24 protein-coding genes are annotated in these 26,170 nt (G+C 65.9%); 18 read left to right on the forward strand and 6 right to left on the reverse strand.

The features are described 5' to 3' along the window. Positions 1–10 precede the first annotated feature (10 nt). From AC07PZ_RS10780 to AC07PZ_RS10795, 4 genes are read left to right on the forward strand one after another with little or no spacing between them, the layout of a single operon-like run. Positions 11–1,024, forward strand: a complete 1,014-nt coding sequence (locus AC07PZ_RS10780) for an acyl-CoA dehydrogenase family protein (RefSeq protein WP_495295044.1) — start codon at positions 11–13, stop codon at positions 1,022–1,024. Then, positions 1,012–1,776 (forward strand): PIG-L deacetylase family protein, encoded by a 765-nt coding sequence (locus tag AC07PZ_RS10785; protein WP_495295045.1) that lies wholly within the window; start codon positions 1,012–1,014, stop codon positions 1,774–1,776. Before AC07PZ_RS10780 ends, AC07PZ_RS10785 begins: the two co-directional genes overlap by 13 nt. Then, positions 1,773–2,444, forward strand: a complete 672-nt coding sequence (locus AC07PZ_RS10790; protein WP_495295046.1) for a methyltransferase domain-containing protein — start codon at positions 1,773–1,775, stop codon at positions 2,442–2,444. Before AC07PZ_RS10785 ends, AC07PZ_RS10790 begins: the two co-directional genes overlap by 4 nt. Beyond that, positions 2,441–3,136, forward strand: coding sequence for a glycosyltransferase family 2 protein (locus tag AC07PZ_RS10795; protein ID WP_495295047.1), 696 nt, complete (start codon positions 2,441–2,443; stop codon positions 3,134–3,136). Before AC07PZ_RS10790 ends, AC07PZ_RS10795 begins: the two co-directional genes overlap by 4 nt. A gap of 34 nt (positions 3,137–3,170) precedes the next feature. Here the strand turns inward: AC07PZ_RS10795 and AC07PZ_RS10800 are convergent, their stop codons facing one another. The 6 genes from AC07PZ_RS10800 to AC07PZ_RS10825 form a co-directional block, all read right to left on the reverse strand. Beyond that, positions 3,171–5,288 (reverse strand): O-linked N-acetylglucosamine transferase, SPINDLY family protein, encoded by a 2,118-nt coding sequence (locus AC07PZ_RS10800; protein ID WP_495295048.1) that lies wholly within the window; start codon positions 5,286–5,288, stop codon positions 3,171–3,173. 26 nt (positions 5,289–5,314) lie between these two features. After that, complete coding sequence (locus AC07PZ_RS10805) at positions 5,315–7,900, reverse strand: bifunctional aconitate hydratase 2/2-methylisocitrate dehydratase (protein WP_495295049.1); 2,586 nt, start codon at positions 7,898–7,900, stop codon at positions 5,315–5,317. A gap of 63 nt (positions 7,901–7,963) precedes the next feature. Then, the gene (locus tag AC07PZ_RS10810) at positions 7,964–8,560 is read right to left on the reverse strand and encodes a hypothetical protein (protein WP_495295050.1); all 597 of its coding nucleotides are present in this window, start codon (positions 8,558–8,560) and stop codon (positions 7,964–7,966) included. Positions 8,561–8,594: 34 nt separating this feature from the next. Then, positions 8,595–9,596 (reverse strand): HpcH/HpaI aldolase/citrate lyase family protein, encoded by a 1,002-nt coding sequence (locus AC07PZ_RS10815; protein WP_495295051.1) that lies wholly within the window; start codon positions 9,594–9,596, stop codon positions 8,595–8,597. 10 nt (positions 9,597–9,606) lie between these two features. Further along, positions 9,607–10,383 (reverse strand): trans-aconitate 2-methyltransferase, encoded by a 777-nt coding sequence (tam, locus tag AC07PZ_RS10820; RefSeq protein ID WP_495295052.1) that lies wholly within the window; start codon positions 10,381–10,383, stop codon positions 9,607–9,609. 78 nt (positions 10,384–10,461) lie between these two features. After that, on the reverse strand, positions 10,462–11,448 hold the full coding sequence (locus AC07PZ_RS10825) for a malate dehydrogenase (RefSeq protein ID WP_495295053.1): 987 nt from the start codon (positions 11,446–11,448) through the stop codon (positions 10,462–10,464). A gap of 196 nt (positions 11,449–11,644) precedes the next feature. Between AC07PZ_RS10825 and AC07PZ_RS10830 the strand changes: the two genes are divergently transcribed. The 14 genes from AC07PZ_RS10830 (at position 11,645) to AC07PZ_RS10895 (ending at position 26,152) form a co-directional block, all read left to right on the forward strand. Next, on the forward strand, positions 11,645–12,406 hold the full coding sequence (locus AC07PZ_RS10830; RefSeq protein WP_495295054.1) for a GntR family transcriptional regulator: 762 nt from the start codon (positions 11,645–11,647) through the stop codon (positions 12,404–12,406). Positions 12,407–12,574: 168 nt separating this feature from the next. After that, on the forward strand, positions 12,575–13,021 hold the full coding sequence (sdhC, locus tag AC07PZ_RS10835) for a succinate dehydrogenase, cytochrome b556 subunit (RefSeq protein ID WP_495295055.1): 447 nt from the start codon (positions 12,575–12,577) through the stop codon (positions 13,019–13,021). Between the two features lie 18 nt (positions 13,022–13,039). Next, positions 13,040–13,405, forward strand: a complete 366-nt coding sequence (gene sdhD, locus AC07PZ_RS10840) for a succinate dehydrogenase, hydrophobic membrane anchor protein (protein WP_495295056.1) — start codon at positions 13,040–13,042, stop codon at positions 13,403–13,405. Positions 13,406–13,409: 4 nt separating this feature from the next. Beyond that, positions 13,410–15,221, forward strand: coding sequence for a succinate dehydrogenase flavoprotein subunit (sdhA, locus tag AC07PZ_RS10845; protein WP_495295057.1), 1,812 nt, complete (start codon positions 13,410–13,412; stop codon positions 15,219–15,221). Between the two features lie 37 nt (positions 15,222–15,258). Next, positions 15,259–15,960, forward strand: coding sequence for a succinate dehydrogenase iron-sulfur subunit (locus AC07PZ_RS10850; RefSeq protein ID WP_495295058.1), 702 nt, complete (start codon positions 15,259–15,261; stop codon positions 15,958–15,960). Positions 15,961–15,965: 5 nt separating this feature from the next. Next, entirely contained in the window at positions 15,966–16,253 is a 288-nt protein-coding gene (locus tag AC07PZ_RS10855; RefSeq protein ID WP_495295059.1) for an FAD assembly factor SdhE, read from the forward strand. Positions 16,254–16,307: 54 nt separating this feature from the next. Continuing rightward, complete coding sequence (gene gltA / locus AC07PZ_RS10860; protein WP_495295060.1) at positions 16,308–17,618, forward strand: citrate synthase; 1,311 nt, start codon at positions 16,308–16,310, stop codon at positions 17,616–17,618. A 151-nt stretch (positions 17,619–17,769) separates the two neighbouring features. After that, entirely contained in the window at positions 17,770–17,910 is a 141-nt protein-coding gene (locus AC07PZ_RS10865) for an entericidin A/B family lipoprotein (RefSeq protein ID WP_495295061.1), read from the forward strand. A 147-nt stretch (positions 17,911–18,057) separates the two neighbouring features. Next, a complete protein-coding gene (locus tag AC07PZ_RS10870; protein WP_495295062.1) occupies positions 18,058–19,017 on the forward strand; it encodes a LysR substrate-binding domain-containing protein in 960 nt (319 codons plus the stop codon). A gap of 53 nt (positions 19,018–19,070) precedes the next feature. Further along, the gene (leuC, locus tag AC07PZ_RS10875; RefSeq protein ID WP_495295063.1) at positions 19,071–20,492 is read left to right on the forward strand and encodes a 3-isopropylmalate dehydratase large subunit; all 1,422 of its coding nucleotides are present in this window, start codon (positions 19,071–19,073) and stop codon (positions 20,490–20,492) included. Between the two features lie 15 nt (positions 20,493–20,507). Continuing rightward, complete coding sequence (gene leuD / locus AC07PZ_RS10880; RefSeq protein WP_495295064.1) at positions 20,508–21,158, forward strand: 3-isopropylmalate dehydratase small subunit; 651 nt, start codon at positions 20,508–20,510, stop codon at positions 21,156–21,158. Positions 21,159–21,191: 33 nt separating this feature from the next. Next, positions 21,192–22,280 (forward strand): 3-isopropylmalate dehydrogenase, encoded by a 1,089-nt coding sequence (gene leuB / locus AC07PZ_RS10885; protein ID WP_495295065.1) that lies wholly within the window; start codon positions 21,192–21,194, stop codon positions 22,278–22,280. Between the two features lie 86 nt (positions 22,281–22,366). Then, positions 22,367–23,509, forward strand: a complete 1,143-nt coding sequence (gene asd / locus AC07PZ_RS10890) for an aspartate-semialdehyde dehydrogenase (protein WP_495295066.1) — start codon at positions 22,367–22,369, stop codon at positions 23,507–23,509. A 162-nt stretch (positions 23,510–23,671) separates the two neighbouring features. Beyond that, positions 23,672–26,152 (forward strand): FimV/HubP family polar landmark protein, encoded by a 2,481-nt coding sequence (locus AC07PZ_RS10895; protein WP_495295067.1) that lies wholly within the window; start codon positions 23,672–23,674, stop codon positions 26,150–26,152. The last annotated feature ends 18 nt before the right edge of the window (positions 26,153–26,170 follow it).

Genomic DNA, 26,170 nt, shown 5'->3' on the forward strand with positions numbered 1-26,170 from the left:
CATCGCGCTCATGCTCGCTCCACGCGCCGATGCAACGCCCGGCCTGCTTCCGGACGCGCTCGACGTACTCGACGCGCCGCTGAGTCTTCAACGGCTGGTGCTGGGCGGCAGCGGGCGCCTGCCCCTGCCGGGATCCGGCCGCACGCTGGAACGCTGGCAGTCGCTCGCTGCCGTCGCGGCGGTGGACCTCGCCGTCGCCAAGCTGTTCGAAGGCCACACCGATGCCATCGCCATCCTCGCCGAACTCGGCGCGGAGACCGTGCCCGCCCACAGCGTGTGGGGCACCTGGTGCGCCGAACCGCCGGACGCCCGGCTCTCGCTTCGGGTTCATGACAACGGGGTCGCACGGCTCACCGGCCGCAAGGCCTGGTGCTCCGGTGCGGCGCAGGTGACCCATGCCGTCGTCAGTTGCTGGAACGAGGCCGGAGAGCCCTGCCTCGCAGCCGTCGCGATGCAGCAGCCGGGCGTGAGCGTCCGCGAAGCCGACTGGCACGCCGTCGGCATGGCCGACACGCACACCGGCGACGTGCTGTTCGACGAAGCCCTGGCTGCGCAGATCGGCCGTCCGGGCGACTACGTCGGCCGCCCCGGCTTCTGGCACGGCGGCGCAGGCATCGCCGCCTGCTGGTTCGGTGGCATGCGTGCCATTGCGGAGACCGTGCGACGCGCCAGCGGCCCTGCGGCCGATACCCATCGCAAAGCGCATCTGGGCGCCATCGACGTGGCGATGTCCGGCGCTGCCGCCGTGCTGCGTGAAGCCGCCGCCTGGATCGACGCGCAGCCCGATGCCGACGCACAGACCGTGGCGTTGCGCACCCGGCTCGTGGTCGAGCGTGCAGCCGAAGAGGTCATGACGCACGCCGGCCGCGCGGTGGGCGCAGCGCCGTTCTGTCGCGACGCGCACTTTGCGCGGGCGATGGCCGACCTGCCCGTCTATCTGCGCCAAAGCCATGCCGAACGCGATCTCGCCGCGCTCGGCGATCACCTGGCAACCGCCGCTGGAGAAGATGCATGGATGCTCTAGTCAACGACCGCGCCATCGAGGGGCTTGGAACGAGCGAGATGCAATGGCAGGCGTGCGCCCACCTGGCAACAACGCGCATCCGACTGGCGGACGACCTGGTGCCCGTCGGGTGTCGCGCCGTGGTGGTCGCGCCGCACCCGGACGACGAAGTGCTCGCGGTCGGTGGCCTGTTGACGCAGCTCGGCAAGCTGCGCCGGGAGTTGCTGCTGGTCGCGGTGACCGACGGCACGGGCAGCCACGTGGACTCGACGGAATGGCCGCCCGAACGGCTCGCACGCGAGCGTCCGCGTGAAAGCCATGCAGCCTGGCAGCAGCTCGGCCTGCATCACGTCGAAGCGCTGCGACTCGGCCTGCCCGACGGCGGCGTGACGACGATGCGCGACCATTTGTCCGACCGGCTCACCGCCCTGCTGCGCGCCAACGATGTGGTGTTCACCACGTGGCGACTCGATGGACATCCCGATCACGAGGCCACGGGCGATGCCTGCGCCGCGGCGACCGCCCGCACGGGTGCGACGCTGATCGAAGTGCCCGTCTGGGCCTGGCATTGGGCGCATGCGCGCGATGCGCGCCTGCCCTGGTCGCGCGCGCTGCGCATTCCGCTCGACGACGATGCCCTCACTCGCAAGAAGGTCGCGGTTCAGGCGTTCAAGAGCCAGCTGCTGCCGGACCCTTCGACGGGCGCAGGCCCGATCCTGCGCAGCACGACGGTCGAGCGCGCCGCACGCAACTTCGAGATCGTGTTCGCATGACGACCGCACCGCCCATCGACATTCAACGCCGCAAGGCCGGCGACGCGGGTTCACGCGCCTTCTCGGCATCGGACCGGCTGGACTATTTCGACCACCTGTACGACGAGAGCACCGACCCTTACGGGCTTCGCACGCGGTGGTACGAAGAGCGCAAACGTGCCGTGCTGATGGCGGCGCTGCCGCATCCGCGCTACGCACGCGCCTACGAGCCCGCCTGCGGTGCCGGCGAGCTCACCATGGACCTCGCCATGCGCTGCGACACCGTGCTGGCCAGCGACTTCAGCGACAAGGCGCTCGCCTCGGCACGCGCTCGCGCGATGGGGCTGGCCAATGTGCGCTTCGAGCGGCACGTGCTTCCCGCCGGATGGCCATGCGACGAACCACAGTTCGACCTGATCGTCGTCAGCGAACTCGGGTACTTCCTGGACGCAGCAGCCATGGCAACGCTGGCGTCGTGCTGCGCGCGGTCGCTTGCTGCGGATGGCGTGCTGGTCGCCTGCAACTGGCGCCCCGACTTCGCCGAACGCGCGTTGTCGACCGAAGCCGTGCATGACGCCTTCGCCGCCATCGGGCTGGCACGCAGCGTCCGGCACGAGGAGTCCGACTTCCTGCTGGAACTCTGGAGCCGCGACGCACGCTCGGTGGCGCAGCGCGAGGGCATCGCATGATCGGGATCGTGGTTCCGGCGCACAACGAGGAAGGCTGCATCGCCGCCGCGCTGGAAGCCATCCAGCTGGCCGCGGCGCACCCGGCGTTGGCGGGAGAGCACGTGCGCGTCGTGGTCGTGCTCGACAGCTGCACCGACGCCACCGGCGCCATTGCGGCGGCCTGCGGTGCCGAGGTCATCACGCTGAACGCGCGCAACGTGGGCGCCGTGCGCGCGGCCGGTGCGTCGCTGCTGCTGGCCGACGGCGCACGCTGGCTGGCGTTCACCGATGCAGACACGGTGGTGTCGCCCGAATGGCTGATGCGGCAGCTCGAACTGGACGCCGATGCGGTCTGCGGCTCGATCGGCGTGTCGGACTGGCGCATCCACGGCGCCCAGGCGGATGCGCTGCGCGAGGACTTCATGCGCGGCTACTGCGACGCCGATGGCCACCGCCACATCCATGGCGCCAATCTGGGCGTCTCTGCGGCGGCCTATGTGAGAGCGGGCGGCTTCCCGCCACTGGCCTGCAGCGAAGACGTGGCACTGGTGCAGGCGCTGGAAGCGAGCGGCGCCCGGATCGCCTGGAGCGCCGCGCCGCGCGTGGCGACCAGTGCGCGCATCGACGCACGCGCCCGCGGCGGCTTCGGCGACGCGATCCTCGCAGTGCTCACCGCCGGACTGGCAGCGGCGACGCTGCAGGCCGCCGAATGACGGCCGGGTTCAAGGCTGCGCGGCCGATCGCGTTCTAGAGGCTGCCGATCACGATCGGCCGCCGGCTGTGCCGATCTTCACCCGACGCGCGTTGCCAGATCGCCTCGTACAGACGTTCGAGATCGCGCGCGAAGCGGCACGGATCGAACAGGGGCGAGACAGCGCGCTGCGTCCAGAGAAAACGGCGGATCTGGCCGAGGCGCGCCGGATCACGCGCGAGCGAGATTGCCAGTTGCAGGTACGACGCATCGGTGGTCGCCGCCAGTTCCGTCAGCCCGATGGCGCGCAGCAGGCTCTCGGACACCCTGCTGGCAAACAGATCGCCGCTGCGCGCCACCATCGGAACGCCGGCCAGCAACGCATCGCTGCCGGTGGTGTGGGAACAGACCGGGAAGGTGTCGAGCGCGAGGTCCGCCAGTTGCAGGCGCGCCAGATGCTGCCGACGCGGCAGCCGCGGCGCCCACACGAGCCTGGCGGGATTGAGCCCGCTCGCCTCGACGGCTTTCTGCAGGTTGTGGATCGCTTCGTCATCCGAAGGCCTGAGCAGCCAGAGGACGCTGCCGGGGACGGCATGCAGCAGTTCCAGCCACAGCGAGAAGCTGCTCGCCGTGATCTTGAGGGTCTGGTTGAAGCTGCAGAACACGAAGACGCCGTCGGGCAGACCCGCGTCGGCCCTGCTCGGCGGCGCGCCAGGTTCTTCCGGCGCGTCGTTGGGCTGATAGCTGTGAGGCATGAGCGCCAGGGTCTCGCTGAAGTCGCCTGCGCGATCCGGCGGCGTGACGACCACGTCGCCGATGATGAAGTCGGCCAGACCCGGATGGCCCAGCGTGCCCGGATAACCCAGCCAGCTGATGGTCACCGGCGCCGGCCGGAGCGCCGAAATGCCGAGGCGCGCAGCAGTGGTGTAGCCCTTGAGATCGACGAGCATCTGGATGCGGTCGTGCGCGATCGCGTCTGCGATCTGCCGATCCGTCAGCCTGGACACTTCATGGAATGTCACCGGCATGGCGGCGATGCGCGCCACGTACCCATCCGATCGCTGCGTTCCGTATGAATAGAGGTGAACCTCGAAGCGGCTCGGGTCATGGCGCTCCAGGACGCCCGCCAGCAGATGCATGGTGGCGTGATCGTGGAAGTCGGCAGACAGATAGCCGATCTTCAGCTTGTCCGTCGCCGTCAACGCACCTGGATCGGCTGAGGCCTGTGCTCCCAGCTCCCTGCCCCAGCGGCTGAGCGCAAACCGGCGCCCTGCCTCCAGGTGCAGCTTCGGCGTCAGGGACGGCATGAAGAGCAGCGACCACGGCGTCGCGTTGTCCACGGCGCCGGACGAAATCATCTCGATCGCGGCCTGATCGACCTCCGCCAACCCTTCCCACGATGCGCAGCGGCGCTTGAGGAACTGCACCGAATCCCAGCGCCTTGCGTTGCGGAAGGCGAGTTCGGCATCCCGCAGCCGACCGAGGCGCTCGAGCATGCCGCCGTAGCAAAGCCAGAAGTCGGCGGAGTCGCGGTTCAACGCCAGCGCCTGTCTGAACTGGACCTCGGCCTCGTCGTAACGTCCGGCCTTCTCCAGCAGCATGGCGAGGTTCTTGTGCGCGATGGCATACGCCGCGTCCGTCGCAATCGCCTGCCGGAAACTCGCTTCCGCTTCTGCCGGCAGATTCTGTGCGGACAGCAGGTTGCCGAGGTTGTTGTAGACCTTGGCGGTCGCCGCGCCCGCCTTCACCGCGCTCTGGTAGGCGGCGATCGCCTCCAGAAACTTGGCCTGGGCGGCCAGCACGAGCGCGAGATTGGTCAGGAAATCGGGCGCCGCGCGAATGGCGATCGCCCTGCGTAGCCAAGTTTCCGCCTCCGCGTTCTTCTGCTGCAGGTAGAGCGTCACGCCCAGCCCGTGCAGCGCGGCGTCGTTTCGCGCGTCCTTGCCGATCAGTTGCCTAAATGCGGCATCGGCCATGGCCAGATCGCCGGACTGCAAATGGTTGGCCGCTGCCTCGAGCTGCTGCTTGAGATTCTGGACGCCTGCTGCTTTTTTCATTCGTCGCTCCCTGTGCCTGATTCTGCTCAGGGGAGATGCAGGGAACGGCGTCGCGGCAGCACATGCACGGCAACGGCATCGAACCAAAGAAAAAGCCCGCCGAAGCGGGCTCCTCATGCCGGCCACGAGGCCGAAGCAATGGCTCAGGCGGCGACGCCGGCAGCCACGTCCTTGTACTCGTCGAGCTTGTCGAAGTTCAGGTACTGGTAGATCTGTGCGCTGGCCGCGTCGAGCACGCCAACGCTCGCCATGTACTCTTCCTTCGTCGGGATGCGGCCCAGTCGCGAGCAGATCGCGGCGAGCTCGGCGCTGCCGAGGTACACGAAGGTGTTCTTGCCCAGCCGGTTCGGGAAGTTGCGGGTCGAAGTCGACATCACGGTTGCGCCTTCGCGCACCTGCGCCTGGTTGCCCATGCACAGCGAGCAGCCCGGCATTTCGGTGCGCGCACCGGCATTGCCGAACACGCCGTAGTGGCCTTCTTCGGTCAGCTGGTGTGCGTCCATCTTGGTCGGCGGTGCGATCCACAGCTTGACCGGGATGTCGCGCTTGCCTTCGAGCAGCTTCGACGCCGCGCGGAAGTGGCCGATGTTGGTCATGCACGAGCCGATGAACACTTCATCGATCTTGGCGCCAGCCACGTCGGACAGCGTCTTCACGTCGTCCGGGTCGTTCGGGCAGGCCACGATCGGTTCGTGGATGTCGGCCAGGTCGATCTCGATGACGGCTGCGTAGTCGGCGTCGTCGTCGCCCTTGAGCAGTTGCGGATCCTTCAGCCAGGCTTCCTGTGCGGCGATGCGGCGCGCGAGCGTGCGGCCGTCGGCATAGCCCTCGGCGATCATCCAGCGCATCAGCGTGATGTTGCTGTTGATGTACTCGATGATCGGTTCCTTGTTCAGGTGCACCGTGCAGCCGGCAGCCGAACGCTCGGCCGAAGCGTCGCTCAGTTCGAACGCTTGCTCGACCTTGAGGTCGGGCAGGCCTTCGATCTCCAGGATGCGGCCCGAGAAGATGTTCTTCTTGCCTTGCTTGGCGACCGTCAGCAGGCCCGACTTGATCGCGTACAGCGGGATCGCGTTGACCAGGTCGCGCAGCGTGACGCCGGGCTGCATCTTGCCCTTGAAGCGCACCAGCACCGATTCGGGCATGTCCAGCGGCATCACGCCGGTGGCGGCCGCGAAGGCGACCAGGCCGGAGCCGGCCGGGAAGCTGATGCCGATCGGGAAGCGGGTGTGGCTGTCGCCACCGGTGCCGACGGTGTCGGGCGTCAGCAGGCGGTTGAGCCAGCTGTGGATCACGCCGTCGCCCGGACGCAGCGAGACGCCGCCGCGGGTCGCCATGAAGTCCGGCAGTTCGTGGTGCATCTTCACGTCGACCTTCTTCGGGTACGCCGCGGTGTGGCAGAACGACTGCATCACGAGGTCGGCCGAGAAGCCCAGGCAGGCCAGGTCCTTCAGCTCGTCGCGGGTCATCGGGCCGGTGGTGTCCTGCGAGCCGACCGAGGTCATCTTCGGTTCGCAGTACGTGCCGGGACGCACGCCCTGACCTTCGGGCAGGCCGCAGGCGCGACCCACCATCTTCTGGGCGAGCGAGAAGCCCTTCTTGGTGTCGACCGGGCTGGTCGGCAGGCGGAACAGCGTGGAAACCGGCAGGCCCAGCGCTTCACGCGCCTTGGCCGTCAGGCCGCGGCCGATGATCAGCGGAATGCGGCCACCGGCGCGCACTTCGTCGAACAGCACGTCGCTCTTGACGGCGAATTCGGCGATGACCTTGCCGTCCTTGAGCGCCTTGCCGTCGTAGGGGCGCAGCTCGACCACGTCGCCCATCTCCATCTGGCTCACGTCGAGTTCGATCGGCAGCGCGCCCGAGTCTTCCATCGTGTTGTAGAAGATCGGTGCGATCTTGCCGCCCAGGCAGACGCCGCCGAAACGCTTGTTCGGCACGAAGGGGATGTCTTCGCCGGTGAACCACAGCACGGAGTTGGTGGCGCTCTTGCGCGACGAACCGGTGCCGACCACGTCGCCCGCGTAGGCAACCAGGTGACCGCGTGCGCGCAGGTCCTCGATGAACTTCACCGGACCGCGCTTGCCGTCTTCTTCGGGGACGATGCCCGGGCGCGCGTTCTTGTGCATCGCGAGCGCGTGCATCGGAATGTCGGGACGCGTCGTCGCGTCGGGCGCGGGCGACAGGTCGTCGGTGTTGATTTCGCCAGCCACCTTGAAGATGCTGACGGTGATGCTTTCCGGCACTTCCGGACGGCTGGTGAACCATTCGGCATCGGCCCAGCTCTGCAGCACGGCCTTGGCATTGGCGTTGCCGGCATCCGCCTTTTCCTTGACGTCGTGGAACTGGTCGAACATCAGCAGCGTCTTCTTGAGGCCTTCGGCCGCCACGGCGCCGACTTCCGCGTCGTCCAGCAGGTCGATCATGGGGCTGATGTTGTAGCCACCGAGCATGGTGCCGAGCAGTTCCGTCGCGCGGGCGCGGCTCAGCAGCAGGTTCGTCTCGGTGCCATGCGCCACGGCGGCAAGGTAGCTCGCCTTGACCTTCGCTGCGTCGTCCACGCCGGCCGGCACCCGGTAGGTGAGCAGGTTCAGCAGGAACTCGCCGTCCTTCGACGACGCGCTCTTCAGGAGCTCGATCACTTCGCCGGTCTGCTTGGCGGTGAGTGGGAGCGGCGGAATACCGAGCGCGGCGCGTTCGGCTACATGGTCAACGTAGGCTTGCAACATCTTTTTTTCTCCGGGAACTGAGTGGCGACGGCCTCCCGCGCAAGCAAGAGGCGCGCCGCGGGCTTACTTGCGGGGTGCGGGCTGCGCGTCGGGGCTTTCGAACAGGCTCTTCGGCGGGTTCTTCTTCATTTCGTCGGCGAAGGCGACCTGTGCGGGTGCCTGGCATTCGTCGGCCAGGCGCAGGCCTTCCTTCTGGTTCATCAGCATCGACTTGTTGGCGATCTGCAACCACATGGCGCCAGCGCGCGGGTCTTCAAGGCGGATGGCGCCGGTGCGGCTTTCGACCGGATGCATGCGGTAGCGCGCGCCCTTGGTGGCGACGGTGAAGAAGCCGGCACGCTTGTCGTCGGCCGTGATGGTCACGTCGGCGCCGAGTTCGCACTGGATCTTGCCGGTGTAGACGCGCTGTGCGACCTGCAGGTCGGCGTCGGTCAGCGTGATGTTGGTGTCGTCGCTGATCGGCGTCACTTCTTCCACGGCCTTGGCGGCGCGCTTGGTGATCTTCGGCTTCGGCTTCGTGTTCTTCGCGGTCGTGGTCTTGGCGGCCGGCTTGGCGGCGGCCTTGACCGCCGGCTTGGCGGGCGTGCTCGCTGCGGTTTGCGCGGTGGCAGCAAAAGGCAGGACGATCGCGACGGCGGCGGCAAGTGCGATGTACTTCATGGGGGTTCTTCCTGAGGGATGCGATCGGTGGCGATCAATGGGAGGCGGAAGCAAACCAGCGTTGCGCTTCCGTCGGGAGTGCGCGCCCGGTGGCATGGGCACGCTCGAGCACCTGCCAGAAATGCCGGTAGCTGGCGCGGTCGTGCAATGTGCCATCGAAACTGACCGGTGCCCAGTTCGCGACGGCCGCTGCATCGATTATTTTTGTAGCAATCTGAATCTGCCTCTCGTCCGGCGCGAAGGCCTGGAGGATGGGACGGATCTGGCTCGGATGGATGCTCCACATCCGCGTGTAGCCGAATTCGCTGGCCGCCTTGGTGGCGGCCACGCGCATGGCATCGGGGTTGCTGAATTCGGTCACGACGCAGTGCGAGGGCACCTTGCCGTAGGCATGCGCCGCCGAAGCGATCACCAGCTTGGCGCGCACCACGAGCGGATGCGTGAACTGGCCGGCCACGCCCATGCCGTCGGCGGGAATGGCGCCGGCATGGGCCGAGACGAAATCCATCAGGCCGAAGCTGAGCGACTGCACGCGCGGATGCGCGGCGATGTCGAAGGCGTTGTGCACCGCCAACGGCGATTCGATCAGCACATGCAGCGGCAGGCCGGTTGCGCCGGCGCGGTCGAGTTCGGCAACGGCCTGGCGCACGTCGTCGATCGACTCGACCTTGGGCACCATCAGATGGCTGAGCCGTTGCCCCGCCCGACCCGCGATCGTCGCGATGTCGTCGGCAAAGGAAGCGTGATCGACCGGATGGACACGCACGCCGACGCGCATGCCCGGCGCGGCCGCCAGCGCCAGTTCGGTCACCAGCGCGGCATGTTCGGCCTCGCCGCCAACCGGGGCGCCGTCCTCGCAGTCGAGCGTGACGTCGAACACGCAGGCGCCGAACTCCTCGGCCATCTCGGCCTGGAGCGCGAGGCTCTTCTTCATGCGCGCCTCGACGCCGCTGTAGTGGTCGCACACCGGGAGCGCCACGGCGCCGGCCTGCGCGCCGAGCAGCACGTCGCGTGGGTGAGAGGAAAGTGCCGTCATGCGGTGGTGCTCATGCCTGGCGTCGAGCGACGATGAACATGCGGGGGAAGGCCAGCAGCAGGCGTCCGTCGGTGTGGGCCGGATAGGCTTGCGCGACGCGGCTTTCGTAAGTGGCGAGGTAGCTGGCCTTGAGCTCGTCCGTCAGTGGGTCGACGAACGGCTTCAGGCCGGTCGCACGCACCCAGTCGACGATGGCGGCGGCGGATGCCATCGGGTGTTGATAGATGGTGTGCCAGACGTCGATCGCCGCGGCGTCGCGCGCCAGCAGGTCGTAGTAGCCGCCCAGCGGCAGCAATTCGGTGCGCAGCTTGTCGGCGTCACCGATCGGCGCCTTCCAGGGCGACTCGGAGGCGACTTCGCGCATCAGACGGTGCGTCGGTTCGCTGCGGTTGTCCGGCATCTGGATCGCCAGCACACCGCCGGGCGCCAATGCGGCAAACAGGCGCGGGATCAGCGTGGCGTGGTCCGGCACCCATTGCAGCGAGGCATTGGCGTAGATGAGATCGGGGGCGACATCCGGTGTCCACCGTGAGATGTCGCTGAGTTCGAAGCGCGCCGCCGGCAGCCGCTCGCGCGCGCTGACCAGCATGGCCTCGGAATTGTCGGTTCCCAGCACCTGCGCTTGCGGAAAGCGTTGCGCCAGGAGCTCGGTGGAATTGCCCGGGCCGCAGCCGAGATCGACCACATGCGCCGCCGCAGCGAGAGGAACGCGTGCCAGCAATTCCTGTGCAGGACGCGTGCGCTCGTCCTCGTAGCGGCGGTAGAGCGCGGGATTCCAGTCGAGCATGGTCAAGAAAGTGAAATCCCGCACGCCTGCGTGTGCAGGTGCATCTGTCGCCGGAGTGCGGGATGAGGCAAACGAACCTTAGATCAGGTGGGCGACGCCAGCTTGCTCGTCGGTCAGTTCCTTGAGCGTCTTGTCGATGCGTTCCTGGCTGAAAGCGTCGATGTCCAGGCCTTCGACGACCTTGTATTCGCCGTTTTCGCAGGTGACGGGGAAGCCGAACATCACGTCCTTCGGAATGCCGTATTGGCCGTCCGACGGAATGCCCATGGTGACCCACTTGCCGTTGGTGCCCAGGGCCCAGTCGCGCATGTGGTCGATGGCGGCGTTGGCAGCCGAAGCAGCCGACGACAGGCCACGCGCTTCGATGATGGCGGCGCCGCGCTTGCCGACGGTCGGCAGGAAGGTGTTGGCGTTCCATTCCTGATCGTTGATCAGCTTGGCGACGCTTTCGCCGTTGATGGTCGCGAAGCGGTAGTCGGCGTACATCGTGGGCGAATGGTTGCCCCAGACGGTGAGCTTCTCGATGTCAGCGACGGCCTTGCCGGTCTTGGCGGCGATCTGGCTGGCGGCACGGTTGTGGTCCAGGCGCAGCATGGCGGTGAAGTTCTTGCGCGGCAGGTCCGGTGCGCTCTTCATTGCGATGTAGGCGTTGGTGTTGGCGGGGTTGCCCACCACCAGCACCTTGACGTCGCGGCTGGCGACGGCGTTGAGCGCCTTGCCTTGTGCCGTGAAGATCGCGCCGTTGACGGCCAGCAGCTCGGCACGTTCCATGCCCGGGCCACGCGGACGCGAACCGACCAGCAGTGCGTAGTCGACGTCCTTGAAGGCGGTCATCGGGTCGCTGTGCGCTTCCATGCCGACCAGCAGCGGGAAGGCGCAATCGTCGAGTTCCATCATCACGCCCTTGAGCGCTTTCTGCGGGCCGTCGACAGGCACTTCGAGCAGTTGCAGGATGACGGGCTGGTCCTTGCCGAGCATTTCGCCGGAGGCGATGCGGAACAACAGGGCGTAACCGATTTGGCCGGCGGCGCCGGTGACGGCAACGCGAACGGGCTTTTTGCTCATGGGAAGACTCCAGAAGATGATGAAACGGCGGTGACAGTGCCATGCCGCCAGTTGGCGCCAGGGCCACGCGGCCACTGGCCCGGGGGGCGGAACCGGCCGGCATTTTAAGCCGATTCACGGTTTTGGTGGCGCCCGTCTTATGTCTTATATAAGATATCGCCCGCCGCGCACCGTTCGCGGCCGCCCCTCGATTTCCATGAACACCCCCCTCAACGCCTATACCGAGACCGGAACGCCGTCGTTCAGTCCGCTGTATCAGCAGATCAAGGCGCTGATCCTGCAGCGCCTGAAGGCGGGCGAATGGAAGCCGGGCGAGCCCATTCCCAGCGAAATGGACCTGGCTGCACGCTTCCGCGTGAGCCAGGGCACGGTGCGCAAGGCCATCGACGAGCTGGCTTCCGACAACATCGTCGTTCGTCGCCAGGGCAAGGGCACGTTCGTTGCAACCCATTCCGAACATCAGGTCCAGTACCGCTTCCTGAAGCTGGTACCCGACAGCGGCGATCTGAATTCCGAAGGCCCGGCCGAACGCACGATCGTCGATTGCCGGCGCCAGCGGGCCACGGCCGACGTGGCCCGCGCGTTGTCGCTGCGCACCGGCGACCCGGTACTTCAGGTGCGGCGCGTGCTGGCCTATTCCGGCGTGCCGACCATCCTCGAAGACCTCTGGCTGCCCGGCACGCCGTTCAAGGGCCTGACGGCCGAACGCCTGCGCGCCTGGCGCGGACCGATGTACGCGATGTTCGAAACCGAATTCGGCACGCCCATGGTGCGCGCCGAGGAAAAGATCCGTGCCGTGCTGCCCGATACGGCGCAGGCGGCGCTGCTGGCCGTCACCACGGCCACGCCCCTGCTGAGTGTCGAGCGCGTCGCACTCACCTACCACGACGTGCCCATGGAATTGCGTCGCGGGCTGTACCGCACGGACACCCATCACTACCGCAACGAACTCGGATGAATCGCCGCCAAGCCCCGCGCCGCATCCTTCGATGCACAGTGTCCGAGCAATCCGGTGCGTTGACGCCGCCGGACCTGCTGTCCGATGGTGCATTGCAATAGAATTTTGCGTTGTTTGCATTTCCGTCAAAGAACAAGCCGCCTCCTCGAAAAAGCAACGAAAGCCCCCATGACAGAGCTTGCTACTCCTCCACGCCCGCCGCGGCGACAGTTCCGAAACATCAATGCCTTCACCGATCTGACGACCTACCGGTTGCCCCCGGCCGGCATCGTCTCGATCCTGCACCGCGTGAGCGGCGCCCTGATGTTCGTGCTGATGCCGTTCATCATCTGGATGTTCGACACGTCCATCTCGTCGGAGATCTCGTTCGCACGCTTCAGCAACGTCTTCAACAACGGCGTGGGCTTCGTTCCAGGCTGGTTCTTCAAGCTCGTCGCACTGGCACTCATCTGGGCCTTCCTGCATCACTTCATCGCCGGCCTGCGCCATCTGTGGATGGACGTGAGCCACAAGGCGGTGACCAAGGAATTCGGCAAGAGTTCCGCCATCTTCACGCTCGCCGTGAGCATCCTGCTGACCGTCGTCCTCGGCGCCAAGCTGTTCGGCCTGTACTGAGCTGAGAAAGATCCTGAAATGTCTGTGAATTACGGATCCAAGCGCATCGTCGTCGGCGCGCACTACGGTTTGCGCGACTGGCTGAGCCAACGCATCACGGGCGCCCTGATGGCGCTCTTCACCGTCATCCTGCTGGCGCAGGTGCTGTTCTCGCGTGGCCCGATCGGCTACGACAAGTGGGCCGGCATCTTCTCGTCGCAGTGGATGAAGGTTCTCACCTTTGCAGTGATCGTCTCGCTGCTTTATCACGTGTGGGTCGGTATGCGCGACATCTGGATGGACTATGTCCAGCCCGTCGGCATCCGCCTCGCATGCCAAATTTTCACGATCGTCTGGCTTGTGGGTTGCGCGGGTTGGGCCATTCAAGTGCTCTGGAGAGTTTGACCCCATGACTGCCTATACCAAAGACCAAATCACCAAGCGCAAGTTCGACGTCGTCATCGTGGGTGCCGGCGGCTCGGGCATGCGTGCCTCGCTGCAACTCGCGCGTGCCGGCCTCAACGTGGCCGTGCTCTCCAAGGTGTTCCCGACCCGCTCGCACACCGTCGCGGCCCAGGGCGGCGTCGGCGCCTCGCTCGGCAACATGAGCGAAGACAACTGGCACTATCATTTCTACGACACGATCAAGGGTTCCGACTGGCTCGGCGACCAGGACGCGATCGAGTTCATGTGCCGCGAAGCACCGAAGGTCGTGTACGAGCTCGAACACTTCGGCATGCCGTTCGACCGCAATCCCGACGGCACGATCTACCAGCGTCCGTTCGGCGGCCACACTGCGAACTACGGTGAAAAGCCGGTCCAGCGCGCCTGCGCCGCAGCCGACCGCACCGGCCACGCGATGCTGCACACGCTCTATCAGAAGAACGTCGAAGCCCGCACCCAGTTCTTCGTCGAATGGATGGCGCTCGACCTCATCCGTGACGACGAGGGCGACGTGGTCGGCGTGACCGCGCTCGAGATGGAAACCGGCGACCTGCACATCCTGCAGGCCAAGACCGTGCTGCTGGCCACCGGCGGCGCCGGCCGGATCTTCGCGGCATCGACCAACGCCTTCATCAACACCGGCGACGGCCTCGGCATGGCCGCGCGCTCGGGCATTCCGCTGCAGGACATGGAGTTCTGGCAGTTCCACCCGACCGGCGTGGCCGGTGCCGGCGTGCTGCTGACCGAAGGCTGCCGCGGCGAAGGCGCGATCCTGCTTAACAGCAATGGCGAACGCTTCATGGAGCGCTATGCGCCCACGCTGAAGGACCTGGCACCGCGCGACTTCGTGTCGCGCTCGATGGACCAGGAAATCAAGGAAGGTCGCGGCTGCGGTCCCAACAAGGACTACATCCACATGAAGCTCGACCACCTGGGCGCGGACACCATCCACAAGCGCCTGCCGTCGGTGTACGAAATCGGCATCAACTTCGCGAACGTCGACGTCACGAAGGAACCGATCCCCGTGGTTCCCACCATCCACTACCAGATGGGCGGCATTCCGACCAACATCAACGGCCAGGTCGTGATGCAGGACGCAGACAACCAGAGCGTCCCGGTGAACGGTCTCTACGCCGTGGGCGAATGTTCCTGCGTGAGCGTGCACGGCGCCAACCGCCTGGGCACCAACTCGCTGCTCGACCTGCTGGTGTTCGGCCGTGCAGCCGGCAACCACATCGTCCAGTTCAACGACAAGCTCAAGGAGCACAAGCCGCTGCCGGCCAACGCGGCCGACCGCACGCTGGCACGCCTGAACGAACTCGAAGCCTCGACCGCCGGCGAGTACGCACAGGACGTGGCTGGCGAGATCCGCTCGGTGATGCAGCAGCACGCAGCCGTGTTCCGCAAGCAGGAGTCGATGAACGAAGGCGTCGTCAAGATCGCCAAGGTGCGCGATCGCGTCAAGTCGATCACGCTCAAGGACAAGTCGCGCGTGTTCAACACCGCGCGCATCGAGGCCCTGGAAGTCGACAACCTGATCGAAGTGGCACAGGCCACCATGATGTCGGCCGCCGCCCGCACCGAATGCCGTGGCGCCCACACGGTGGAAGACTACGAACGTCCTGCCGACGATCCGGTCGCACCGCTGGGCCGCGACGACAAGAACTGGATGAAGCACACGCTCTGGTACAGCGCCGAGAACCGCCTCGCCTACAAGCCGGTCCGGCTGAAACCCCTGACCGTCGATTCCGTGCCGCCCAAGGTTCGCACGTTCTAACGCTCAGCTCATAAAAAGCATTCACAAGGTCCATACGATGAAGCGCACATTCCAGATCTACCGCTACGACCCGGACAAGGACGCGAAGCCGTACATGCAGACCATCGAGATCGAACTCGACGGTCATGAGCGCATGCTGCTCGACGCCCTCATGAAGCTGAAGGCGCAAGACCCGACGCTGTCGTTCCGCCGCTCCTGCCGCGAAGGCGTCTGCGGCTCCGACGCGATGAACATCAACGGCAAGAATGGTCTGGCCTGCCTGACCAACATGAACACGCTCAAGGGCACCGTCGTGCTCAAGCCGCTGCCCGGCCTGCCGGTGATCCGCGACCTGATCGTCGACATGACGCAGTTCTTCAAGCAGTACAACTCGATCAAGCCGTACCTGCAGAACGACAGCGTGCCGCCCGAAAAGGAGCGCCTGCAGAGCCCCGAAGAGCGCGAAGAGCTCGACGGCCTCTACGAGTGCATCCTGTGCGCGAGCTGCTCGACGAGCTGCCCGAGCTTCTGGTGGAATCCTGACAAGTTCGTCGGCCCGGCCGGCCTGCTTCAGGCCTACCGCTTCATCGCCGACAGCCGCGACGAAGCCACCGCCGAGCGCCTGGACAACCTCGAAGACCCGTACCGCCTGTTCCGCTGCCACACGATCATGAATTGCGTCGACGTGTGCCCGAAGAACCTGAACCCGACCCAGGCGATCGGAAAGATCAAGGAACTGATGGTGCGTCGCGCCGTCTGACCGTCATGCAAGCAGCCGCTCTGGACTCTCTCGACCAGCCGCTGGGCGTTCGCGCGCTCAGCAAGCTGAAATGGCGTTGCCGCCGCGGCCTGCTTGAAAACGACCTCTTCATCGCCCGTTTCTTTGAACGGCATGAATCCGGACTGACCGTCAGGCAGGCCGAGGCAATGGGGACGTTGATGGACCTTTCCGATCACGATCTGCTGGATCTCTTTTTGCAGCGAAAGGAGCCCGCGCCTGAACAGGCCGGGGCGGATGTGATCGATCTGCTGCGTCTGATGCGTGTCCCCTGACGGCGCGCGAGGTTCATGTCCTTCCCCCTATCCATCTGAAGAAAGAAAGTCGAAATGAAAGCTTCCGAGACCAAGGCCACACTGTCGTTCAGCACTGGCGGCGACAAAGTCGAACTACCGATCTACAAGGGCACGCTCGGCCCGGACGTCATCGACATCCGCAAGCTCTACGCACAGACCGGCATGTTCACGTACGACCCGGGCTTCATGTCCACGGCGTCGTGCCAATCGACCATCACCTACATCGATGGCGACAAGGGCGAACTGCTGTACCGCGGCTACCCGATCGAACAGCTCGCGACCAACTGCGACTTCCTGGAAACCTGCCATCTGCTGCTGTACGGTGAACTGCCGGACGCAGCCAAGAAGGACACCTTCACCAAGCTCGTGACCAACCACACGATGGTCAACGAGCAGATGCAGTTCTTCCTGCGTGGCTTCCGCCGCGACGCGCATCCGATGGCCATCATGACCGGTCTGGTGGGCGCACTGTCGGCCTTCTATCACGACAGCACGGACATCAACAATCCGGAGCACCGCGAGATCGCCGCGATCCGCCTGATCGCGAAGATGCCGACGCTGGTCGCCATGGCGTACAAGTACACGATCGGTCAGCCGTACATGTACCCGAAGAACGACCTGAGCTACGCAGGCAACTTCCTGCACATGATGTTCGCGACGCCGTGCGAGGAGTACAAGGTGAACCCGGTGCTCGAGCGCGCGCTCGACCGCATCTTCATCCTGCACGCAGACCACGAGCAGAACGCATCGACCTCGACCGTGCGCCTGTGCGGCTCGTCGGGCACCAACCCCTTCGCGGCGATTGCAGCCGGCGTGGCCTGCCTCTGGGGCCCGGCCCACGGCGGTGCCAACGAGGCGGCGCTCAACATGCTCTACGACATCCAGAAGCAAGGCGGCGTCGAGAAGATCGGCGAGTTCATCAAGAAGGTCAAGGACAAGAACTCGAACGTCAAGCTGATGGGCTTCGGCCACCGCGTGTACAAGAACTACGACCCGCGCGCCAAGCTGATGCAGGAAACCTGCAACGAAGTGCTGACCGAGTTGGGCCTGGAAAACGACCCGCTGTTCAAGCTGGCCAAGGAACTCGAGAAGATCGCGCTGGAAGACGAATACTTCGTGTCCCGCAAGCTCTACCCGAACGTCGACTTCTACTCGGGCATCGTGCAGCGCGCCATCGGTATCCCGGTGCCGCTGTTCACCGCGATCTTCGCGCTGGCCCGCACGGTTGGCTGGATCGCCCAGCTGAACGAAATGATCGGCGACCCGGAGTACAAGATCGGCCGTCCGCGCCAATTGTTCGAAGGTTCCGTCCAACGCAACGTCAAGCCGATCGCACAACGCTGATCGCCGGGCGCTCGTCGCAAAGGCTGCCTTCGGGCAGCCTTTTTGCGTTTTGGCTTACATGACGCACCGTTGGGGAGCCTTAGTTTCAGGGCTGGAGGGAATCTCCAACTCTGTCACTCTGTACAACCCAACGAATCGCAGGAGCCCAGTCATGAAGAAACTCGCCGCATTGATCGCAGTCACGTTCGTTTTCGGCGCATCGCTCGCCGGATGCAACACGATTTCCGGCGCAGGCCAGGACATCCAGAAGGGTGGCCAGAAGATCGAGAACGCGGCCGACAAGAAGAAGTAAGTCGTTCTCGACTGGACATAAAGCGGGCCGAGGCCCGCTTTTTTCATCGCGCCGCAGCAGCGGTGCCATCGTGGTTTGCGATGACAAGCCACCCCTTTGCATAGGACAATCGCAGGCTCAGCATCTTGCTCCACGATGCCCACGCTTGTGACCACCTCAGAACGCAACTTCGCCCGCCGCGTCGACCTCATGTCGCTGCAGCTGTTCGTTGCCGTTTGCGAACTGGGCAGCATCGGGCGAGCCGCCGAGCGCGAGTTCATCGCCGCATCGGCGATCAGCAAGCGCCTGTCCGATCTCGAAGCCACATTGGGCACGCCGCTGCTCTACCGCCATGCACGCGGCGTCGATCTCACGCCGGCCGGCGAAAGCCTGTTGCACCATGCGCGCTCGGTGCTCTACAGCCTCGAGAAGATGCAGGGCGAGCTCAGCGAATATGCGGACGGCGTGCGCGGCCATGTGCGGGTTCATGCCAACATTTCCGCGATCGTGCAGTTCCTGCCCGAAGACCTTGGCGCGTTCCGGCGTGCGCACGAGGAGATCAAGATCGACCTCGAGGAGCATCTGAGCAGCGAAGTGCTGCGCGCGGTCCAGGAAGGCGCCGCCGATCTCGGAATCTGCCATCTTGCAGACGGCGGCGGCGACCTGCAGAGCCTGCCCTACCGCCATGACCGGCTGATGCTCATCGTGCCGGTCGGCCACGCGCTCGCACGGCACGACAGCATCGATTTCGCGGCGTCGCTCGACCATGACCACGTCGGCCTGCACACCAACAGCTCGATCTATGTCGCGACGCGGCAGGCCGCGCTCGAATCCGGTCGAACCATCAAGTTGCGCATCCACGTGACCGGCCTCGACGCGATGTGCCGGATGATCGAGAACGGCCTCGGCATCGGCGTGATGCCGAGCCGGGCCTTCGAACTCATGCGCGGCGGCATCGGCCGTCAGCTCACCAGCGTCGCGCTGACCGATGACTGGGCGCAGCGCGAAATCCGCCTGGTGGCGCGCGATTTCTCGACACTGCCGGTCGCGGCGCGTTCGCTCGTGACGCATCTGCAAGCTTCCGAGCAGGCCGGCGCTCCAGCAGAGCACCCGGCACTCGTCGCCTGACCCGACGGCGGCCGGACCCACACAACATCACCCCCACGAAAGAAGAAGAGACCATGGCACGCACGCTCTACGACAAGCTCTGGGACGAACACGTCGTCCACACCGAGGAGGACGGCACGTCCGTCCTGTACATCGACCGCCACCTGGTGCATGAAGTCACCAGTCCGCAAGCTTTCGAAGGCCTGCGCGTCGCCGGCCGCAAGCTGTGGCGCGTGAGTTCGGTCGTCGCTACCGCCGACCACAACACGCCGACCACGCACTGGGAACGCGGCTACGACGGCATCGACGACCCGATCAGCAAGGAGCAGATCACCACGCTCGACAGCAATATCGCCGAGTTCGGCGCGGCCGCGTTCTTCCCTTTCCTGAGCCGGCGCCAGGGCATCGTGCACGTGATCGGCCCCGAGTCGGGCGCGACGCTACCGGGCATGACGGTGGTCTGCGGCGACTCCCACACCTCGACGCACGGCGCTTTCGGCGCGCTGGCGCACGGCATCGGCACGAGTGAAGTCGAGCACGTGATGGCCACGCAGACCCTGCTCGCCAAGAAGGCGAAGAATCTGCTGGTGAAGGTCGAAGGCAAGCTGCCGCTCGGCTGCAACGCCAAGGACATCGTGCTGGCCGTGATCGGCCGCATCGGTACCGCAGGCGGCACCGGCTACACCATCGAATTCGCCGGCTCCGCCATCCGCGACCTCAGCATGGAAGGCCGCATGACGGTGTGCAACATGGCGATCGAGGCCGGCGCGCGCGCGGGCCTGGTCGCGGTGGACGAGAAAACCATCGCCTACGTCAAGGGCCGCCCGCTCGCACCGACCGGTGTCGAATGGGACCATGCCGTGACCTACTGGAAGACGCTGCAATCCGACCCGGGCGCGCATTTCGACCTCGTGGTCGAACTCGACGCGACGCAGATCCCGCCGCAGGTCACCTGGGGCACCTCGCCCGAGATGGTGACCGCGATCAGTGGCCGCGTGCCCGATCCGGACAAGGAAAAGGACGCCAACAAGCGCGGCGCGATCGAGCGCGCCCTGACCTACATGGGCCTCGAACCCAACAAGCCGATGAACGACATCTTCATCGACAAGGTGTTCATCGGCTCCTGCACCAACAGCCGGATCGAGGACATGCGCGAGGCCGCCGCCGTCGTGAAGAAGCTCGGCCAGAAGGTCGCGAAGAACGTCAAGCTGGCGATGGTCGTGCCCGGTTCCGGCCTGGTGAAGGAGCAGGCCGAGCGCGAAGGCCTCGACCAGATCTTCAAGGCAGCCGGTTTCGAATGGCGCGAGCCCGGCTGCTCGATGTGCCTGGCCATGAACGCCGACCGGCTGGAGCCGGGCGAACGCTGCGCATCGACCAGCAACCGCAACTTCGAAGGCCGTCAGGGCGCGGGCGGCCGCACGCACCTCGTGAGCCCGGCCATGGCCGCCGCCGCGGCGGTGCACGGCCACTTCGTCGACGTTCGCCAATTCGCCTGATCCCGAGGAGACACCATGCAGAAATTCAACGTGCACAAGGGCCTCGTGGCCCCGATGGACCGCGAGAACGTCGACACCGACGCGATCATTCCCAAGCAATTCCTGAAGTCGATCAAGAAGACCGGCTTCGGCCCCAACCTGTTCGACGAGTGGCGCTATCTCGACCACGGCGAACCGGGGCAGGACCCGGCCAGCCGCAAGCCGAACCCCGACTTCGTGCTGAACCAGCCGCGCTATGCGGGCGCCTCGGTGCTGCTGGCGCGCAAGAACTTCGGCTGCGGCTCGTCGCGCGAACATGCGCCGTGGGCGCTCGACCAGTACGGCTTCCGCGCGATCATCGCGCCGAGCTATGCCGACATCTTCTTCAACAACAGCTTCAAGAACGGTCTGCTGCCGATCGTGCTGCCCGAAGCGCAGGTCGCACAGCTGTTCGACGAGACCTTCGCCTTTCCGGGCTACAGCCTGACGGTCGACCTGGAACGCCAGGTCATCGTCAAGCCGGACGGCAGCGAGCTCGCCTTCGACGTGCAGGCCTTCCGCAAGTACTGCCTGATGAACGGCCTCGACGACATCGGTCTGACGCTGCGTCACAAGGACAAGATCAAGGCCTTCGAGGCCGAGCGCCTCGCGACCAAGCCCTGGCTCGCGCATTCGATGATCGCCTGACCCGTATTCCTGAATTTCAACCCAAGACGCAACATGAAAATCGCAGTTCTCCCTGGTGACGGCATCGGCACTGAAATCGTGGCGGAAGCCATTCGCGTGCTCGACGTGCTCGAGCTGCCCTTCGAGATGGAATCGGCTCTGGTCGGCGGCGCCGCCTATGAAGCCCACGGCCATCCGCTGCCCGATGCCACGCTGAAGCTGGCCAAGGAAGCCGACGCCGTGCTCTTCGGCGCCGTCGGCGACTGGAAGTACGACAAGCTCGACCGCCCGCTGCGCCCCGAACAGGCGATCCTCGGCCTGCGCAAGAACCTCGGCCTGTTCGCCAACTTCCGCCCGGCCATCTGCTACGAACAACTCGTGGACGCGTCGAGCCTGAAGCCCGAACTGATCGCAGGCCTCGACATCCTGATCATTCGCGAACTGACCGGCGACATCTACTTCGGCCAGCCGCGCGGCCGCCGCACGGCCGTCGACGGCCACTTCCCGGGCGCCGAAGAGGCCTTCGACACGATGCGCTACTCGCGCCCCGAGGTCGAACGCATCGCCCGCGTGGCCTTCGAGGCCGCCCGCAAGCGCAGCAAGCGCGTGACCAGCGTCGACAAGGCCAACGTGCTCGAGACCTTCCAGTTCTGGAAGGACATCGTGACCGAGGTGGGCAAGGAGTATCCGGACGTCGAGCTCGACCACATGTACGTCGACAACGCGGCCATGCAGCTCGTGAGGGCACCGAAGAAGTTCGACGTGATCGTGACCGGCAACATGTTCGGCGACATCCTGTCGGACGAGGCGGCGATGCTCACGGGGTCGATCGGCATGCTGCCTTCGGCATCGCTCAATTCGACCAACCAGGGCCTGTACGAGCCGAGCCATGGCAGCGCGCCAGACATCGCTGGCAAAGGGGTTGCCAACCCATTGGCTACAATCCTGTCCGCTGCCATGATGCTCCGCTTCTCCCTCAACCAACCCGAAGCTGCCGACCGTATCGAGTCGGCGGTCAAGTCCGTGCTGGCTTCCGGCCTGCGCACGGGCGACATCTGGTCGGAAGGCACGAAGCGTGTCGGCACCCGCGAAATGGGCGACGCGGTCGTTGCAGCAATCACCAAAAAGACGATTACCGGCTAACCGCAGCCCGCTTCGTCACGCCCCTCCCCGGCTCGACGAGCCGGGCGCAAAGAAGACAACTTTCTTTTCTACAAAGGGCAATTGAAATGGCGAACGCATCCCAACCCCTGGTCGGCCTCGTAGGCTGGCGTGGCATGGTCGGCTCGGTCCTGATGGACCGCATGCAGGCCGAAGGCGACTTCGGGCTCATCGAGCCGGTCTTCTTCTCGACCTCCAACGCCGGCGGCAAGGCCCCGGCGATGGCGAAGAACGAAGGCACGCTGAAGGACGCCCACGACATCGACGCACTGCGCAAGTGCGACATCATCGTCACGGCCCAGGGCGGCGACTACACCACCGAAGTCTTCCCGAAGCTGCGCGCCGCGGGCTGGAACGGCCACTGGATCGATGCTGCGTCGACCCTGCGCATGCAGGATGACGCCGTCATCGTGCTCGACCCGGTGAACCTGCCCGTCATCCAGAACGCGCTCGCCAAGGGCGGAAAGAACTGGGTCGGCGGCAACTGCACCGTGAGCTGCATGCTGATGGGCGTCGGCGCGCTCTACAAGGCCGGCCTGGTCGAGTGGATGACCAGCATGACCTACCAGGCAGCCTCGGGCGGCGGTGCACAGCACATGCGTGAACTGCTGACCCAGTTCGGCACGCTGAACGCCGAAGTGCGCTCGCTGCTCGACGACCCGAAGTCAGCCATCCTCGAGATCGACCGCAAGGTGCTGCACAAGCAGCAGAACCTGAGCGCGGCCGAGACCGCCAACTTCGGCGCACCGCTGGGCGGCTCGCTGATCCCCTGGATCGACAAGGACCTGGGCGACGGCATGTCGAAGGAAGAATGGAAGGGCGGCGCCGAGACCAACAAGATCCTCGGCCAGGGCGCAGGCTTCGGCACCGCCGCCGTACCGGTCGACGGCTTCTGCGTGCGGATCGGCGCCATGCGTTGCCACAGCCAGGCACTGACCTTCAAGCTCAAGAAGGACGTGCCACTGGCCGACATCGAGGCCATGATCGCGCAAGACAACGCATGGGTGAAGGTCGTGCCGAACACGCGCGAAGCGACCGTGAAGGACCTGACGCCGGTCGCCGTCACCGGCACGATGAGCATCCCGGTCGGCCGCCTGCGCAAGCTGGCGATGGGCCCGGAATATCTCGGCGCCTTCACCATCGGCGACCAGTTGCTGTGGGGCGCCGCCGAGCCGCTGCGCCGCATGCTGCGCATTCTGTTGGACGCCTGAACCACGCGTGCGGCGCGAAGTTGCCGGCCGTTGCCGGTCGGCAACGAATTTGTGGACATACCGTCGCCGATGCGCGGCCTGTCGGTCCTGGGTTGCCTTGTCAGTGCTGGGTCATGATGTTAACGTCCACTTACACTTTCAAGGCCGCCGCGCCACATCAGCATGACAAGACATGAGTCGACCGCGCCGCGCCGCGCGGTCGCAGGCCGCCCTCCGAAATTCGCTGCATCTCTCTCATCCGTCGCCGCCCTGATCGCCGGCCTGGCAGTGAGCCAGGCGAATGCGTTGTCGCTCGGGCCGGTCAACGTTCAGTCTGCACTGGGTGAACCGCTGCGCGCGGAAGTCGATGTGTCCGACATCAGCGCCGCGGAGGCGGCGAACCTGCAACTCAACATCGCTTCGGCCGAACTCTTCCGGCAGGCCGGCATCGCGTACAACCCGGCACTCGGTGAGGTTCGCGCGAGCCTGCAACGCCGCGCAGATGGTCGCTACGTGATCCGTCTTGCAGGCACGCGTGCGCTAAGCGAGCCCTTCGTCGACCTGCTGCTCGAAGCCAATTGGAGCTCCGGACGGATCGTGCGCGACTACACGTTGTTGCTAGACCCGCCCAGCAATCGACCGGCCATCGCCCTTGCACCATCGTCACCTCAGGCCGACAACCCGCCGGCCGCGACGACTCGCGCCGTGCCGCTCCAGGCCGTGCCGCCGCCTCCGCAGATATCCGAAATGATTGCCGCGCGTCCGGCCCCGGCGCCCGCGCCAGCCGCTGCGCAGGCGCCCGCCGCGCGTCCGCCACTCTCAGAGGCGCGCAGCCTGCCGGTGATCCCGATTTCTCCCGCCGCTCCTGTCGCACCCGTCGATGCCGGCACGACGACGGCAAGCGCACCGCCCGCATCGGCAGAGCATCAAATCACCGTTCAGCAGGGCGACACCGCGGGGGAGATTGCGCGCACCTACAAGCCTGCCGAGATTTCGCTCGATCAGATGCTGCTCGCGCTGCTGCGCACCAACCCCAACGCCTTTATCGGAGGCAACGTCAACCGCATGCGATCGGGGGCGGTGATCAATCTGCCGACGGCCGCCGAGGCCGCTGCCGTGCCGCCTGCGAAGGCGCAGCAGACGGTCATCGCCCAGAGCCGCGATTTCGGCGAGTACCGCCGCCGCCTTGCAGACAATGCGCCCTCGGCGCGCATCGCCGCGGCAGATCACCAAGCCACCGGCCGGCTCCAGACGACCGTCGAGGACCGCAGCGCAGCCGCTCCGTCCGCCGACCGGCTCACCATCGCCCAGGGCGGTGCAGCCCCGGGCAACGACGAAGCACTGTTGAAGGCTCGCCAGGCCCAGGAAAGCCAGGCACGGCTGGCCGAGTTGTCCCGGAATATCAACGACCTGAACAAGCTGACGGCCGATGGCGGCAGCGCCTCGGGCGGAAGCGGAAGCGCGGCCACGACGCGAGGGTCGCCAGCGGTTGCAGCCGTGCCCGCCACCGTCGCGGTGCCGGCGCCGGGTGTCACGGGAGCCGCCACCGCCAGTGCAACCGCCCCGTCACGCACGGCGCCACCACCACCGCGCAGCTTCATCGACATCTTGCGCGCCAACCAATTCGTGCTTCTCGCCCTTGGGCTGGTGCTCTTGCTGCTGCTTCTGGCCTATCGCGTGCGTGGGCGCCGAAACACGCAAGACGCCGGAGAGAGCCTGTTCCTCGAAAGCAATCTGCCGAAGGACTCATTCTTCGGCATCAAGGGTGGCGAACCCGCTGGCCTCCAGAGCCGCCACTCGGCCATGCCGTCCGTTCCGAATACGCCCAGTCAACTCGACGGCGACGTCGACCCAGTCGCCGAAGCCGATGTGTACCTGGCCTACGGCCGCGACCAGCAGGCCGAGGAAATCCTGCGGGAGGCGCTTCGCATGAATCCGGATCGTCTGGCGATCCACTCGAAGCTGCTGGAGATCCATGCAAAGCGCCGCGATCTCCGTGCCTACGAGACGCTCGCCACGACGCTGCGCGAGCTGACCCACGGCACGGGTTCGGATTGGCAACGCGCTGCCGAAGCAGGCCAGGAACTCGACCCGGGCAACCCGCTGTACGACAGCGGGGCTCCGGCGTTCGCCGACACGGTCAGCGGCGCGCGGACCGGCACGGCCATCCCGGGTGCCGCAGAGGCGTTCAGCACGGCAATGGCCGCTGCAGGATCTGCGTACGTGCCCGCGCCGCCAACCAAGCCAACGGTCGCACCGATCGATTTCGACCTGGGCCTGGATGACGACGAATCTGAGCGGCATCCCGCCGCCATGCTGCCAGCCACGCCATTCCATGACACACCGGCGTTCGGACTGGCGAACTCGCCAAAGGCGGATCCGCTTTCCCGGCTGCCGTCGATGGGCGACTCCCGCCTTCTCGAGTTCGACCTGGGCGACCTGGCCGTGCCCGCGACGCGCGCAACGGATACCGATATCGACCGCCTGGGTGCCGCCTTCGACGCCGACGGTGAAAGCCCGCAAGCCATCAAGTTGTCGCTGGCACGCGAACTTCACGCGCTCGGAGACACCGAAGGCGCGCGCACCCTGGCCGAGGAAGTCGCCGCCGAGAGCTCGGGGGATCTGCAGGCAGATGCCGTACGCTTGCTGAGCCAACTGCATTGAGCACACGCCCGATGCAAC

The organism is Variovorax sp. GW821-FHT10B04, assembly GCF_059415645.1.